We start from the raw sequence: 14,517 nt of genomic DNA, 5'->3' as shown, positions 1-14,517 counted from the left end.
TTCCATGAAAGGAATTATGAAGAAATTTACGGTTTTGTTACTGGCAGCCAGTGCTGTAGCGATGACCTTGATTGGTTGTTCTGGTAACACAAAAGGCAGCAGTTCAAGTTCAACTTCTACTGCAACATCGATAGCAAAGGATGCCAGCACTGTCACCAATCTTGCTCAGTCAACTTCTGAAGTAAGTGAATCTTCAATTTTGACAGATCAGACAATCAATATTGGCTATGGTACTACCCTTGATTCCTTGACACCCTTCAGGTCAAATACGGCGAGAAACTCTCCCTATTTTGTACAGCTTTATGAAACACTCGGAGTCATGGATAGTATGAAGGAAACTCAGCCGTATGCAGCTAAGTCATGGGTCTCAAATGATAATGGATTTACGTATGAGATTGAAATCTGGAATACTATCAAAGATAGCGCAGGTAATAAGATTACAGCTTCCGATATTATCTGGTTTTTGACAGAATCTAAAAAGAAAGCCTTGAAGCCAGTATTTGCAAAAATCGAAAGTGTAGAAAAGACGGGTGATTATACTTTTACGATAAAACTTAAGTCAAATATCGTCGGTACCTTCCAGACCCTTATGGCTGATACGTATATTATTAGTGAAAAGGCTTTTAAAGAGAGCAAGGATGAATTCGGTACTTCCTGCATAACTACATCTCCTTACAAAGTAGTGGAATTTGTCCCGAGTGCATCTTTGAAGTTTGAGAGAAGAACTGACTATTGGCAAGATATTGAAAAAATGCCCGAGGTTGCACGTCCTCTTGTGAAGAATGTTAACTATTCCATTATCACTGAAGCGTTCCAGTTAGGTGTCGCCCTTGAAACTGGAAAAGTCGACGCAGTAATCGATATTGCTTCTACTACAGGGTCCCAGTTCATTGATAACAAGAACTTCACGGTTGATCTCTCTGATGGTCCCCAGGGCTGGCAAGTTTTCTTCTCTGGAGCTGATACATCCCTGCTTGCCAATAATGTAAAACTGAGACAGGCTATCTGCTATGCAATCGATGCCAATGGATTGATTACCGCTATGTGTTCAGGGTTTGGTACACAGATGTGGGATGTTGGCTCGCCAAGACTCATTGGTTTTAATGATGCCTGGAAAAATGAAGACTATTACAGCTATAATCTGGAAAAAGCGAAGCAACTCTTGGCCGAATCTGGTTATAAGGGTGAAAAACTGATTCTTCTCTCCACTTCTTCAGCCTTTGCTTCCCGTCTTGGACAGCTTTTACAGAATTATCTTGCCGCTGTAGGGATAAATCTAGAACTGAATGCTATGGATATGGCACTATATACTGCAGTCAGACTTGATGGAACCAAGTATGATATGACAATTAATACTGTTGGTGGTACTTCTTTGGCTGACCAGTGGTCCATCAGATTTGATCCTGCTGCCTATGCTGCAGGCGATGCAACTAGTCGTAAGGATTATACTCTTGGCAATATGCTATACAAGACCTGGTCTTTAGATGGTTGGACAACTGAAAATATTGATGCTGTGCATAACTATCTTAAAGAGAATGCCATTGCGTATGGTCTTGTCAATCCTCAAGTTTTTACCATCTGGAGCAACAAGTTGAACATGAAGAAAGTTGTCAAAGGTGGCATTTCCGGATATATGATGTTTCCTAGTAGCCAATTCGATAAGCAATAAGCATTTATTTTTCCTTGATGTTCCGACTTAACTCGGAACATCAAGCTATTCATGAGGTTCAAAATGTTAAAATATATAGGGAATAGGATTCTTTGGATGATTCCCATCATTCTTGGTGTTACTATTTTGGTCTTTACCATGATGATGTTTTGTCCTGGGGATCCAGCAGAAATAATCATAGGGGCATCTGCGACCCAACAAGATTTAGTTGCCAAGAGAATTGAACTTGGTCTGGATAGAGCATATATCGTGAGACTTGCCGAGTACATGAGCAATGTATTTTTGCATTTTGATTTAGGTTCTTCCTGGATTACTAATATCAGCATTGGGTCTTCTATTGCTGAAAGAATGCCAAGAACGCTTGTTCTCACCGTTGTGACCCTGTTTATTGCTTTTGGCCTTGGAATACCTCTTGGCATTACTGCCGCAACGCATCAAAACAAATGGCAGGATCATATTTCAATGATTTTGGCTCTGGTTGGTGTTGCAATACCGAATTTCTGGCTTGCGCTTATGCTTATTTTATTATTCTCAGTTAATCTCGGCTGGCTTCCTGCCATGGGTATTGGTGCAGGTATTACTGGACTTCAGTTTTATATTCTGCCAGCAATTTCTAACTGTGCAGGAGCACTCGCTAACTGTGCTCGTCAAACGCGTTCTTCCATGCTTGATGTTATCAGGGCCGATTATATTACTACCGCTCGTTCCAAGGGTGTGCCAGAACGTGAAGTTATTTTAAAACATGCCCTTAAGAATGCGCTCATCCCAATCATTACCATGATGGGTACCACTTTGGGGCGCCTTCTTGGTGGTGCAATGATTATTGAGACAATCTTTGGAATCCCTGGTATGGGTTCCTATATTATTGGTGCTGTCAGTAACAGAGACTATCCGATTGTACAGGGTGGTTCCATTGTCTTGGCAATTGCATTTAGTATTGCCATGCTTTTGATTGACCTTTTATATGCTGCGGTAGATCCCCGGATTAAAGCGAGATATGCGTCGAATAAGAAAAAGAGGGTGACTAAGGATGCGTAACAACAATGCTGCTGTTCTTTATGGTAACAAGCTCAAGAAACAGAGTGAATTTGTACGTGTTATCAAGCAACTCGCAAAAAATAAAGTTGCTGTTCTTGGCTTGGTTATTCTTCTTGTTGAAGTTCTGATTGCAGTCTTTGCGAAATACATTATTCCTTATGACTATATTTCAATGGATTTAACTGCTTGCTTTGCAAAGCCCTCGTTTGCGCATCTCTTTGGGTGCGATGATATGGGCCGTGATATCTTTTCTCGAGTGCTGTATGGTACCCGTTACTCACTTTCCATCGGAATTTTTGCTGTTAGCATTTCTCTTGTGTTTGGTGTTATCATTGGGTCCTTTGCAGGATTCTTCGGTGGGCAAATTGACAATATTCTTATGCGTATTCTCGATGTCATCCAGGCAATCCCGGGTATGCTTCTAATGATTGTTATCTCCGCAGTTTTGGGACCTGGATTTGGAAATACCATTATTGCACTATCGGTGAGTAACATTTCTGGTATGGCAAGAATGCTTCGTGCCCAGATGATGCGGGAAAGAGGTAATGAATATATTGAAGCGAGCCAGTCTATCAACTGCAGTAAGCTGAGAATAATTTTTGTTCATCTTATGCCGAACTGTGTCTCTCCACTTATTGTTCAGGCAACAATGGGTGTTGCCCAGACAATTACCATGGCTGCGGGTTTGTCTTTTATCGGCCTGGGTGTTCAGCCGCCGACTCCCGAATGGGGTGCAATGCTATCAGCAGCACGTCAGTTCATAAGGCAGGCCCCACATCTTGTTATATTCCCGGGGCTTGCGATTGCAATTACTGTTCTTGCCTTGAACCTCCTTGGCGATGGATTGAGAGACGCTTTGGATCCAAAGCTTAAAAACTAAAGAAGAGAAAAATGAGTGAAAATACTACTAACTTTTTAAATATTAAAGACCTTGTTGTCGAGTATGTCTCCAATGGACAGATTGTACATGCGGTGAATGGCGTTTCTTTACAATTGGAAAAAGGCAAGACTCTTGGCCTTGTTGGTGAAACAGGAGCAGGCAAGACTACTATTGCGAAGTCAATATTACGCATTCTTCCCGATATTAGTAGCAAAATCATATCTGGTGAGATTTTTCTGGATGGTGAGAATGTCTTAAAATTGACTGAATTGGAAATGCGGAAGATTCGTGGAAGTAAATGTTCCATGATTTTCCAAGATCCAATGACAGCTCTGAATCCAGTTCAGAAAGTAGGAGACCAGATTGCCGAGGTTGTTGCACTCCATAAAGAGGATAAAGTCAATCCGGAAGTGAGAGCAAAGGAAATGCTTGAGATTGTCGGCATTCCTGCTGAACGGTATCATGAGTATCCTCACCAATTTTCTGGAGGTATGAAGCAGCGTGTTATTATTGCCATTGCACTTGCTTGCAATCCCGATTTGTTGCTTGCTGATGAACCTACGACGGCTCTTGATGTAACGATTCAGGCGCAAATTTTGGATTTAATCAAGGATCTTCAGAAAAAATACAATACGGCAATGCTTCTGATTACCCATGATATGGGTGTTGTCGCTACAGTATGTGATGATGTTGCAGTTATCTATGCGGGCGACATTATTGAATATGGTACAAAAGAACAAATTTTCGACCATCCCTCACATCCTTACACCCTTGGCCTTTTCGGTGCAATTCCAGCTATGAATGATGAACAGATGTGGTTGCATCCTATCGATGGACTTCCCCCAGATCCAACAAACCTTCCAATAGGTTGTTCCTTTAGTCCCAGATGTACGTATGCTACGGAAAAATGTAAGGCTGGTGCTATTGAAATGGTAAAAACCGTTGATGGTCATAATTGTAGATGTTGTAATCTCGATTCCATAAGAAAGGAAGGCTAATTATGGAAAATCTTATTGAAGTAAAAAACCTGAAAAAGTATTTTCCTACCCCACATGGAATGCTCCATGCTGTCGACGATGTCAATTTCATCATTGAAAAGGGAAAAACTCTTGGTGTAGTAGGAGAATCAGGTTGTGGAAAGTCTACGCTTGGTAGAACTCTTATTCATTTGCATGAGAGTACCTCAGGACAAATCTTTTTTAATGGTAAGGATATTACTTTTGTGAAAGGAAAGGCCCTTAGGGAAGCACGTGAACAGATGCAGATTATTTTCCAGGATCCCTATTCCTCCATTGATCCAAGAAAAACAATTGAAGCGACTATTCGTGAACCCTTGATTGTTTCCAGAAAGTTTGGCAAGAGTGAGATTGATGAAAAAACTTCTGAGCTTATGAATCTTGTAGGAATTGATGAACGCTTAAGAGTTTCCTATCCACATGAGCTTGATGGTGGGCGACGTCAGAGAGTAGGGATAGCGAGAGCTCTTGCTCTTGATCCTCAGTTTATTGTTTGTGATGAACCTGTATCGGCACTTGATGTATCAATTCAGGCACAGGTTTTGAACTTATTAAAAAAATTACAGATCGATAGAGCTCTTACATATATGTTTGTTACGCACAATTTGTCTGTTGTACGTTATATTTCCGATGATATCTGTGTTATGTATCTTGGGCAGGTTGTTGAGAAATGTTCAACTAAAGAGCTTTTCGTCTCTCCTTTGCATCCTTATACAAAAGCGCTGCTCTCCGCAATTCCTTCCGTTGATATTCATCACCCGATGAAACGTGAACTCTTGAAGGGTGAAATTACATCCCCAATCAATCCCAAGCCCGGTTGCAGGTTTGTAGCCCGATGTCCTTATGCTAGAGAAGCATGTCTTCAACCCCAGAAACAGGAAGAAGTGGTAAAGAATCATTTTGTAGCTTGTTGCAGAGTACATGAAATCTAAACACTAAAAAGTAGGAAAGCCCCTTTGGAAAATTTTCAAGGGGGCCTTTTTTAGGATAGAAATTCTTTGTCTGCAACAGCTTGATCAAGAAAGGTTATATTTCAATATCTCCTGCATTGTATGTCTGAATTTCACTGCTATAGCTGAGTTGAATTGCTTCAAGTCGCTCTTTGTCATAGGTTAGGAATATCTTGTTCTTTGGTGGCCAGGAAAACACGAGGTCAAATCGTTCTTGTTTGGATAATACAGTTTTGGAAATGTAAATATACAAAGTACCTGTATGTTTATTCTTGGCAAATGCCTTGGTGCCAATTACACCGACTTCTTTTATTTCATTCCATTTATATTCAGCTAGTATTCTTCTTGAAAAGAGGCGTTTTACGCTTTCCTCAGTTAGGACTATAAGTGAACCGTAAATACTGGCCATATAGCAAAAAATCAGCATAATAACAAAGAAAAGCAGGGCAGAAAATGGACGAGCAATATAGATTAGCGTACTACCAAGAATCAATGAGACAATGGCAGTCATAAGACTTACGCCGAGCTTCAAGGGGTCACAAATATATGATTTTGGTTTCATGCCTTATCCTATATAGGTCCCCAAATCTTTTTGGATTGCAATGGCTGCAGCCCCTTTTGCCCCATATTCGTTTTCTGGAGTGATGAAAATGAAATTTGCCTTGTCTTCTTCTGGTCCGAATAGATTCTTTTGCAGTGCCTCAAGGAAGGGCGTTTTGTTGATTTCATTGTTAAATAACTTTGCTTCTACAAGGATGCAATCAGGCCTGAACATGTTGTCAACATTGGCAATGGCGATTCCTAAATAGGATGCAGCTTTACTTAATATTTCATGTACTGCGGTATTGCCTTCATTCTGAGAACGAAGAATATCCTGCATATAAATCTTATTGTTAGCATCAAGTATGGCTTTTAATGCAGGAATATTCCCCGTATTTGCTTCTTTGATGCATTGTTCCTTAATGACTCGTTCTCCTGAAAAACTGCTGAGCTTTCCAGTAGAGCCAAATTCATCATCGGGTTTATTAGGATCCATAATCATATATCCCAGTTCTCCGGGGCCCACCGAGGTACAGACAAAGTTAGGATTGTTCATCATCAAGGGGCAAGAAATACCGTCAGATACAAAAAGATAGGCAAAAATATGACTATCACCTAGTAAGGTATTATTAAAAAGATTGAACATGGTGGCCCTTGCTATTGCATCGTTTTCAAGGGTGATATTACCCTTGAACTTTGTCAGCCTAAGAATGTCTTCCACCATATTTTTATTTTTCCAATGAAACTGACGTTGTACTTTGAGAATTCCCTTTTGAGTATCAATAATACCAGGAGTGCATATGCCAATACCAAAAATTTTTTCTGAATTGACTGTAGGCGTATGAAGCATAGTATTGATCAAGGATGCACAGGATTGGATGATATTCTCATAATTTGTTGTATCTGTATCATCTTGAATGCTTTGAATTATATTGCCTTTATAATCTGTTAAAACAGCAATTCTATAGGATTGTTTAATTTCTACTCCGATGAAGTATCGTGAGGAGGGAATTATTTCCACTGGATTTGATTTTCTTCCCATGGCTTTTACTTGTGTCGTAGTTGTCTGACTTTCTTGTATGATTTCATTATGAATCATATTGTTTATATTTGTCGTGATGGTAGGAAGGGTTAGATTCAATGCTTTTGCAATTTCAAGTCGTGTAATAGGGCCATAAAGATAGACAATTCTCTTTATTGCAGCTTGATTAGAAATTTTGACACGGGGTAAATTATTTCCAGGTTCAATTAACATCTATAATCATCTCTTTTTATTAATTAATTTAATAATCAAATTATAACAGTTGTTATTTTATGCAGTCAACAAAATTGAGCATCATAGTTACTATTTACGTACGAGTTGCTTTTGTAACGGGAGTCAACACTGCAAGGTATTTATCGGCCTTTGGCAGTTCCCTGGAATGGCTGGCAATTGGGATAACTCTTTTTCATCAATCCATCAAAAAGCCAGGAAGAAGGGGACTTTGTTCTTTTACTGGTGGGAACAATGCAATAATGAAGGTTTTTTTTAAAAATGTTGCTTCTATTTAGTATCAAGTGCTTTATTGCGTTGACTTTATCCTTAGGGCAAGGTGTACGTTAAGGATAGGTGCTATAGGATTCGCCAAGAGGAGTATAATCCATGTTGTCCATCGGAGAATTTTCAAATATATGCAAGGTTTCCACCAAGACCCTTCGCTATTATGCGGAGATGGGGCTGATTCTGCCTGATAAGGTCAACCTGGAGAATGGGTATAGGTATTACTCCATCGAGCAATTGGAAACTATGCTGTTTATCAATCGGCTGAAAACCTACAATTTCTCTTTGGATGAAATCAAGGCGATACTTGAATCAAAAGAAAACCAGGATGAAAAACTCTATCTGGCACTTACCAAAAAGAAAAAGGAAATTGAGAGACAAGAACAAGAACTTGCAAGGACCCTCGACCAATTGGGCCAGGATATTGAAGGTCTGGAACAAGGCAAGTCGATTATGTCCTATCTGGAAGGTATTGATGTCCAACTTACGGAAGTCCCTCTGATGTATCTTCTCTCTATCCGGAAAATGGTTGCGGAATGCAATTTCACCGAAGAGTATGGTAGCTGTTTTGGTACATTATTCAGGAAAATTGCAGATGACAATCTAACCATGACTGCTCCCCCGATGGTACTTTTTCACAGTGCAGAATTCAGTCCACTTGGTTTGGATACTGAATTTGCCATTCCCATACAAGAGTATGTTACCGGTACAAGGGATTTTTATCCGGCTCTATGCTTGAAGACTGTTCTCGTCGGTCCATATTCCGGCCTCTCTTCTGTATATGCCAAACAACGTGAATGGGCAGAAAGGGAAGGCTATGAATCCAGCAATGCCCTGTATGAAGTATATGTAACTGACCCTTCCCAAGTTTCCAGGGAGAGTGAACTTATAACAGAGATTTATTATCCGGTCAGAAAAAAAGCGCCCAATAGGTAGATTCGGAAAGTACGGGCATTCAATTTTTGCATGGTCAGATGAACCAGGGAAAAATGCTTGGATTGAAAAGGTCTTTTATGATAAAGGAAAAAAGTAGATGAACCAAGAAAAAGTAGCAGAGTTGGAAAAGAGAATAAACAAGGATTATGGCAATATAGTAGGTCTGGTCGTACTGAAAGACGGCAAGACGCTCTATGAGCATTACTTTAATGGATGCTCAGATACTAGCCGGATTCATGTCTATTCAGTGACAAAAAGTATTGTTTCCCTATTGATTGGGATTGCCCTGGACAAGGGATATATTAACAGTCTCGACCAGAAAGTATTGGATTTTTTCCCGGATTACCTAGTTAAAAAACGAGAGGGAACAATACAGAAGATTACGCTTGAGAATCTGCTGACAATGACAGCTCCGTATAAATATAAGCACGTTGTCCCTTATATAAAGTATTTCACGAATGATGACTCGGTAACGTTTACGCTTGATTTATTGGGAGGCAAGGGACAGATAGGGGAATTTAGATACACCCCCCTCATAGGACCAGATATCTTGTCAGGTATTCTTGCAAAGGTTACTGGGCAATCGGTATTCGATTTCGCGACAGAGAATTTATTTTCGCCACTGGGAATTACTGTTGAGCGTACTGTGACTTTTCATAGTAAAGAGGAGCAGCTTGCATTCAATGAAGCCAAGGATATCAGCGGCTGGGTTGCTGACTCAACTGGCGTGAATACAGGAGGCTGGGGGCTTACTCTCTCTGCTGTGGATATGGCAAAGATAGGACAGTTATGCTTGGATGACGGAAGGTGGAATGGAAAACAAATTGTACCGGCAACCTGGATCAGTGAGAGTACAAAAGAACATAGCCGATGGAAAAAACTTGATCTGCCCTATGGCTACCTATGGTGGCTTGTCAATGAGAAGGAGCAGGCCTGTGCAGCGATGGGAGATGGAGGGAATGTGATTTATTTCAATGCAAAGAAAAAAATAGTAATTTCCATTGCTTCTACGTTTGTACAAAATGCAAAAGATAGATTGGAACTTATAAAGGAATATATTGAACCAATATTTGAGGCTTGAGGATTATAGTAAGCCTCCTAAGCCAAGACAATTCTTGATAGAATCTTCGATGGGTGGTCCTCCTTGCCTACAGTTGTTCCCTTCCTTCAAAGGTTCAAGAAAATGTCTTCATCTCCTTCTCTGTGGAACCAGTCATTGTTCGGGCCTGGGGGCTATCAAATCGAGATTACTTTTCCTGCCAGTTGAAGGTCAGGCGCCCGGATGAATCCGCCACGCCGGACGGGAAAAGAGTCGTCTAGTGGTTTGTTCGCGCTCTTTGTATAAAGCCTATGACCAACAGGATAACCCCGATGACCAACGCCACATAGATAAAACCACCAAACGTATACGTCGTGATCAGTCCAACAAGCCACAGTACCAAAAGAATAATGCCAATAGTGAATAACATATTCAGCTCCTTTTAAAAAAATTATGAATCGTTTTCGATATCTATCTACACAAATATACAAGGAAATAGAATTACCATCTGTACGGTAGCGCACACTGTGACTGAACGAATGGCAGGAAAATTAATTGATCGAGTGGCGCAAGGACGAAGCTGGGGTGCATTATGCACACAAAGACCCAATCGGCCGTCAAAAAAGCGTAGTCTAACGACAGGTTGGAAATGAGAAATAAAAATCAGTTTAGCGAGGCTGAATCATAACCTGAAGTGCTATATATGGGGCAGGCGTTAATGATCAATGACAATTTGTTATGATTATGGAAGCTGAGGCTATAAGGAACAAGATATTTATTGAATTGGAGGGTAGCGATGAGTAATTCTGCAATGGACTCTCTCAAGGAAACTGTAAGAGATCTTGATGCAATTGGTGTAAATACTGCTTTCAGTAAACGTGCTCTAAAACGACTGGGGCTATATCAGCCAAATGGGAACAGGGACAAGGGTACTTGGTCTTCTGCTTTTCCAGCACGGAAGTTTTTTGTATACCCACATAGAGTATTACTGCGAGAATGGGATAGATGCTTCAGAAAAGATAAAAATCCCTTCGGAACACAGACTCATCGCTGGGCCTTGCATGTCGCTCAGAGTCCTGTTTATCAATATCACTCTAAAGCACCTTTAAATCAATTGTGAAAGTGTTTAGTGGTTATTCTGACACTTGATTATTGACATCTAATTTTAAGGGATTTATTGCATCATCCCAGCAAACAGTTGTATGTGGAAATGGTATTTCGATATCATGCTGGTCGAAAGCATATTTTAGGCGTTTTCTGTATTCTCGGCCTACTGCCCATTGTTGAATTGGTTTAGTTTTTAAACGGGCTTTAATAATAATTGCACTGTCCGCAAATTCGTCTACGCCAAAGATATCTATTGGTTCAATAATTCTATCCTTAAATTCCGGATCGTTCTCTAGCTCTTCTCCAACTTGTTTCATTAAATCCATCACCACCTGTGGGTCTTCTTTATATGCAACACGAATATCAAATATCATTGCAGACCATTCTTTTGTCATATTGGACATGTTACTAATTTTGTCATTTTGGAAAATATGTACAACTCCTGAAAAATCACGAAGGATGGTAGTTCTAAACTCTATCTTTTCAACTAATCCACCTGTTCCATTTATTATTGCCACATCACCAGAACGAATTTGATTTTCAAGAATGATAAAAAATCCGGAAATAAAATCCCTTACCAGTTCTTGTGCTCCAAAGCCAATAGCCAATCCAATGACACCAGCACCTGCCAATATTGGGGCAATATTTATACCGAATTTTTGCAGTATAATCATTACAAATATTACCCAGAGAATAATCTTTATTAAATTATGAATAATAGATGTTAGGGTAATAATCCGTTTTTCTGTTTCATCAGTATCTAGCTTATCATTCTTGTCAGCTCGGTTTAAAAGAGTTTTTTTTAACTTTTTAAGAGAAAAATTAAGAATTTTTAATGCTATAAAAAACAGTACTAACGCAATTAATAATCCCGGCAACTCATTAATCATCCAGTTTTGACCTGCTTTTAAAAGGTCTGTCCAAAAAGTGGACTTTAAAATTTGTTCCATGATTATTTATTCCTGTTTTTCAATGAAGGCCTGTAAATGCCCTTGTTATCTCAAGATATTTTGCACTTCAACTAGCTTCCCGGTAAAAGGAAACGGGTCTTTAACAACCGTACGCAGCAACTCCTTCTATAACTATCCTGACATTATGATAACCCTCTTCTCCGTTACCGTCTGTGCGTTATCGCACAGACAGTAAACGTCGTTTAACTTGTAATTGAGACAGGTTTCAACCCATATTTCTTAGCAATTCGGTCACGAGCTCTATCTGCTTTTTGAATTCTTTTTGTTATCTTTTCAATCTGGTGATGCAGTGTATTTTTTTCTCATAGTTTTAGTTGTTTCTCTTTTGACCTTTATTGCTTCAAGAGCATCAAGTTTATCTTGTTTTAAAGGATCCCTATCTTTAGCACCTCTAAATATATAAGGCTCTGTTCTATCTAGATTTATTGTTGCACTGTTTCTTGTGCTATGCATGTGCCAAGGAAGCAGATTGTCCCAAAGGGCAATTGGCTCAAGAACGTATTTATTTGGTATTTTAAAAATAGGGAATTCTTCTGCCGTTGACACCCTTTTGTGTGCTGGATACCATGCTTCTATGCAGGAATACTTTACGACCGGTGAATTGAGTGAATTGTTTCATATCAATGTACAAACACTCCATTATTATGACTCTATAGGATTGCTTACTCCTACCATTCGAGATTCCCACATCGGAAAGCGGCTGTATTCCTTTGAACAAGTCTATAAATTCACCACCATTCGGTATCAACAAAAACTGGGAAAAAGTCTCAAGCAAATTGCCGATTATATGGGGTCGACTGATATGACGGATGTGCTCAACGACTTGAAACAGCAACTGGATATTGTTCATCGAAAAATGGACGAATTGCGTGTCGTTGGGCAAACGATTGAAGAAAAAGTCTCCTTCATTGAGCAAAAATTTGAGGAAATGAACAGTGTCGATGTCGATTCGATCAAATATGAGACTTTCCCCGAACGACCTTACTTCGCTGCCGAAGGAGATGAATTTCAATTTGGCAACGATTTCTTCTATGTCTATCCTACGGTGGTTTTTCATGAGCATGGTAATAAAAGCTTCGGGGTTTTTGTTCCCGATGATTTTTATGAAAAGCATCCCTTATCCCAATTGACCTGTATATCGGCAGGGACCTATATTTGTGGCTATCATCTCGGCACCTACGAGACCATCTTCGATTCCATTGATCGGCTACGCAATCTTGCTTTGCAGAAAGGACAAAAAGTTTCTGATCGGACTGTCTGCTTCAACATCATCGATCAATTTGTAGAGCCAGATAGTACCAAATATCTCACCCAATTGCAGATACAAATTCTGTAAGTTTGCTTGTCATCTACAATGAATTGCAGAAAGGTCAAAAATATCACTTGCACATCTAGTTACTAGATGTACTATCATCGCAAATATCTGGTACAAATTATATGTTGCAATGACGCTGCATGATCTGAATTTCCTCAAGACCTTACCAGAAATGATTTCTTCGGTTTGATATTTTCCATCAACTTCTTTGGAACTTCTACGATGTTCCTTTTATATCGAACCTTTTGCATTGTATCACGGTACAAAGATGTATCTGAAACCATATGAATCATTGAGGGAGATTTTAGGACATGAGAAAACACACTATTGCATTGTTACTTTGCGCTTTGATGTTTGTTACTTTCACTGGTTGTTCGAAAGACAAGTCGGAAAATGTTGCTCCTGCAATAAAGGCAGATACTACGACGGCTCCTGTTGCAACGGCAACGGCTTCCAGTCTGCCTGCGTTGACAAAGGATACGATCAAGGTCGGATTCATCTACGGGAGTTCCATCGGGAACGAGGGATATACCTATACCCATAACCTTGGCCGATTGGCTTTGGAGAAGGAAGGTATCAAGACAATGTATCTTGAAAATGTTCCTGAGACAGCCGACTGCGAAAAGGCAGCACGCGATCTCATTGAACAAGGATGCAATGTCATCTATGCAATCAGCTTCGGGTATATGCAATATATTGCCAATGTTGCTGATGAGTACCCGAATGTCTACTTCAACCATGCCACCGGGTATATTACCAAACCGAACATGTCCACCTATATGGGACGGATGTATGAAGCCCAATATCTGACAGGCATAGCCGTTGGACTCAAGACTAAGACTGGCAAGATTGGATTTGTCACCACCTTTCCTATTCCCGAATGCGTAAGGCAGGTAAATGCCTTTACCCTTGGTGTCCGATCAGTCAATCCAACCGCCGTGGTTGAGGTAAAATGGACTAGTTCCTGGTATGATCCCGCAACTGAGAAGAGTGCTGCCACAGAACTGATCAACAAGGGTTGTGACGTTATTTCCGCCTACTGTGATACCATGAATCCCCAGATGGCGGCAGCTGAGAAGGGACTCTGGGCAACCGGTTGTTCTTCTCCTGGTGGCTCTATCATTCCTGATGCTTATTTGACTGCTCCGATTTTTCATTACGATGTTTTCTACAGCAAGGATGTACAGCGTATTCTCGATGGGACCTGGAAGTCAGGTTCCTCCTGGCTTGGCTTGGCTGATGGAGTTGTCGGTTTGGATGAATTGACGAAAAACTGTGCTTCAGGGACCAGTGAGAAGATTGAACCAGTCAAACAGAGCCTTATTAATGGCAGTTTTGATATGTGGACTGGTGAAATCAAGGATAATCAGGGAAATGTACGTGTCAAGGCTGGAGAAACTATGGACGATTCTCAGTTACTTGCGCTTGACTGGTTCGTCGAAGGTGTCATCGGTTCGGTAAAGTAGAAAAGTAGTTTAGGCAAGGGGTCGGGGGTACCCGACTCCTTGATAGACAA

Annotated in this window: 15 protein-coding genes; 10 read left to right on the top strand and 5 right to left on the bottom strand. The window is 40.3% G+C overall.

Features of this window, described 5'->3' with window-relative positions:
- Window positions 1-4: 4 nt before the first annotated feature.
- The 5 genes from ACHZBG_RS11870 to ACHZBG_RS11850 all read left to right on the top strand — a co-directional run bounded on the left by ACHZBG_RS11870 (window position 5) and on the right by ACHZBG_RS11850 (window position 5,535).
- Window positions 5-1,669, top strand: a complete 1,665-nt coding sequence (locus ACHZBG_RS11870; RefSeq protein ID WP_320129668.1) for an ABC transporter substrate-binding protein — start codon at window positions 5-7, stop codon at window positions 1,667-1,669.
- A 63-nt stretch (window positions 1,670-1,732) separates the two neighbouring features.
- Entirely contained in the window at window positions 1,733-2,707 is a 975-nt protein-coding gene (locus ACHZBG_RS11865; protein ID WP_320129667.1) for an ABC transporter permease, read from the top strand.
- Window positions 2,700-3,587: an ABC transporter permease gene (locus tag ACHZBG_RS11860; protein ID WP_320129666.1), complete on the top strand. Its 888-nt coding sequence runs from the start codon at window positions 2,700-2,702 to the stop codon at window positions 3,585-3,587. The genes ACHZBG_RS11865 and ACHZBG_RS11860 overlap by 8 nt, the downstream gene beginning before the upstream one ends.
- 11 nt (window positions 3,588-3,598) lie before the next feature.
- Window positions 3,599-4,585 carry an ABC transporter ATP-binding protein gene (locus ACHZBG_RS11855; RefSeq protein ID WP_320129665.1) on the top strand — a complete coding sequence of 329 codons (987 nt, stop codon included), beginning with the start codon at window positions 3,599-3,601 and terminating at the stop codon, window positions 4,583-4,585.
- A gap of 2 nt (window positions 4,586-4,587) precedes the next feature.
- Entirely contained in the window at window positions 4,588-5,535 is a 948-nt protein-coding gene (locus tag ACHZBG_RS11850) for an oligopeptide/dipeptide ABC transporter ATP-binding protein (RefSeq protein ID WP_320129664.1), read from the top strand.
- Window positions 5,536-5,629: 94 nt separating this feature from the next.
- Here ACHZBG_RS11850 and ACHZBG_RS11845 read toward each other — a convergent pair whose 3' ends face one another.
- Together ACHZBG_RS11845 and ACHZBG_RS11840 are read right to left on the bottom strand one after the other, a co-directional pair.
- Window positions 5,630-6,115 carry a hypothetical protein gene (locus tag ACHZBG_RS11845; protein ID WP_394699393.1) on the bottom strand — a complete coding sequence of 162 codons (486 nt, stop codon included), beginning with the start codon at window positions 6,113-6,115 and terminating at the stop codon, window positions 5,630-5,632.
- A 3-nt stretch (window positions 6,116-6,118) separates the two neighbouring features.
- Window positions 6,119-7,348, bottom strand: coding sequence for an ROK family protein (locus ACHZBG_RS11840; RefSeq protein WP_320129662.1), 1,230 nt, complete (start codon window positions 7,346-7,348; stop codon window positions 6,119-6,121).
- Between the two features lie 387 nt (window positions 7,349-7,735).
- Between ACHZBG_RS11840 and ACHZBG_RS11835 the strand changes: the two genes are divergently transcribed.
- Window positions 7,736-8,569, top strand: coding sequence for a MerR family transcriptional regulator (locus ACHZBG_RS11835; protein ID WP_320129661.1), 834 nt, complete (start codon window positions 7,736-7,738; stop codon window positions 8,567-8,569).
- 97 nt (window positions 8,570-8,666) lie between these two features.
- Complete coding sequence (locus ACHZBG_RS11830; protein ID WP_320129660.1) at window positions 8,667-9,650, top strand: serine hydrolase; 984 nt, start codon at window positions 8,667-8,669, stop codon at window positions 9,648-9,650.
- A 235-nt stretch (window positions 9,651-9,885) separates the two neighbouring features.
- On the opposite strand, the gene ACHZBG_RS11825 is transcribed toward ACHZBG_RS11830, so the two are convergent.
- Window positions 9,886-10,038, bottom strand: coding sequence for a lmo0937 family membrane protein (locus tag ACHZBG_RS11825; protein ID WP_320129659.1), 153 nt, complete (start codon window positions 10,036-10,038; stop codon window positions 9,886-9,888).
- Between the two features lie 366 nt (window positions 10,039-10,404).
- Between ACHZBG_RS11825 and ACHZBG_RS11820 the strand changes: the two genes are divergently transcribed.
- A complete protein-coding gene (locus ACHZBG_RS11820; RefSeq protein WP_320129658.1) occupies window positions 10,405-10,728 on the top strand; it encodes a hypothetical protein in 324 nt (107 codons plus the stop codon).
- A gap of 13 nt (window positions 10,729-10,741) precedes the next feature.
- Here the strand turns inward: ACHZBG_RS11820 and ACHZBG_RS11815 are convergent, their stop codons facing one another.
- Window positions 10,742-11,665, bottom strand: a complete 924-nt coding sequence (locus tag ACHZBG_RS11815) for a mechanosensitive ion channel family protein (protein WP_320129657.1) — start codon at window positions 11,663-11,665, stop codon at window positions 10,742-10,744.
- A 294-nt stretch (window positions 11,666-11,959) separates the two neighbouring features.
- A complete protein-coding gene (locus tag ACHZBG_RS11810) occupies window positions 11,960-12,232 on the bottom strand; it encodes a hypothetical protein (protein ID WP_320129656.1) in 273 nt (90 codons plus the stop codon).
- A 28-nt stretch (window positions 12,233-12,260) separates the two neighbouring features.
- Here ACHZBG_RS11810 and ACHZBG_RS11805 point away from each other — a divergent pair, with 28 nt between their 5' ends.
- Together ACHZBG_RS11805 and ACHZBG_RS11800 are read left to right on the top strand one after the other, a co-directional pair.
- Window positions 12,261-13,022, top strand: coding sequence for a MerR family transcriptional regulator (locus ACHZBG_RS11805; RefSeq protein ID WP_320129655.1), 762 nt, complete (start codon window positions 12,261-12,263; stop codon window positions 13,020-13,022).
- A 290-nt stretch (window positions 13,023-13,312) separates the two neighbouring features.
- Window positions 13,313-14,467 carry a BMP family ABC transporter substrate-binding protein gene (locus tag ACHZBG_RS11800; RefSeq protein ID WP_320129654.1) on the top strand — a complete coding sequence of 385 codons (1,155 nt, stop codon included), beginning with the start codon at window positions 13,313-13,315 and terminating at the stop codon, window positions 14,465-14,467.
- The last annotated feature ends 50 nt before the right edge of the window (window positions 14,468-14,517 follow it).

The organism is uncultured Sphaerochaeta sp. (genome assembly GCF_963676625.2).
Taxonomy (GTDB): Bacteria; Spirochaetota; Spirochaetia; order Sphaerochaetales; family Sphaerochaetaceae; genus Sphaerochaeta.
This window is presented reverse-complemented; position numbering and strand designations above follow the sequence as displayed.

Excerpts from the sequence above, each read along its gene's own strand:
- ACHZBG_RS11845 (WP_394699393.1), bottom strand. The coding sequence starts at position 6,115 with ATGAAACCAAAATCATATATTTGTGACCCCTTGAAGCTCGGCGTAAGT.
- ACHZBG_RS11805 (WP_320129655.1), top strand. The coding sequence starts at position 12,261 with ATGCAGGAATACTTTACGACCGGTGAATTGAGTGAATTGTTTCATATC.
- ACHZBG_RS11860 (WP_320129666.1), top strand. The coding sequence starts at position 2,700 with ATGCGTAACAACAATGCTGCTGTTCTTTATGGTAACAAGCTCAAGAAA.
- ACHZBG_RS11820 (WP_320129658.1), top strand. The coding sequence starts at position 10,405 with ATGAGTAATTCTGCAATGGACTCTCTCAAGGAAACTGTAAGAGATCTT.
- ACHZBG_RS11825 (WP_320129659.1), bottom strand. The coding sequence starts at position 10,038 with ATGTTATTCACTATTGGCATTATTCTTTTGGTACTGTGGCTTGTTGGA.
- ACHZBG_RS11830 (WP_320129660.1), top strand. The coding sequence starts at position 8,667 with ATGAACCAAGAAAAAGTAGCAGAGTTGGAAAAGAGAATAAACAAGGAT.
- ACHZBG_RS11800 (WP_320129654.1), top strand. The coding sequence starts at position 13,313 with ATGAGAAAACACACTATTGCATTGTTACTTTGCGCTTTGATGTTTGTT.
- ACHZBG_RS11870 (WP_320129668.1), top strand. The coding sequence starts at position 5 with ATGAAAGGAATTATGAAGAAATTTACGGTTTTGTTACTGGCAGCCAGT.
- ACHZBG_RS11815 (WP_320129657.1), bottom strand. The coding sequence starts at position 11,665 with ATGGAACAAATTTTAAAGTCCACTTTTTGGACAGACCTTTTAAAAGCA.
- ACHZBG_RS11850 (WP_320129664.1), top strand. The coding sequence starts at position 4,588 with ATGGAAAATCTTATTGAAGTAAAAAACCTGAAAAAGTATTTTCCTACC.
- ACHZBG_RS11865 (WP_320129667.1), top strand. The coding sequence starts at position 1,733 with ATGTTAAAATATATAGGGAATAGGATTCTTTGGATGATTCCCATCATT.
- ACHZBG_RS11840 (WP_320129662.1), bottom strand. The coding sequence starts at position 7,348 with ATGTTAATTGAACCTGGAAATAATTTACCCCGTGTCAAAATTTCTAAT.
- ACHZBG_RS11855 (WP_320129665.1), top strand. The coding sequence starts at position 3,599 with ATGAGTGAAAATACTACTAACTTTTTAAATATTAAAGACCTTGTTGTC.
- ACHZBG_RS11835 (WP_320129661.1), top strand. The coding sequence starts at position 7,736 with ATGTTGTCCATCGGAGAATTTTCAAATATATGCAAGGTTTCCACCAAG.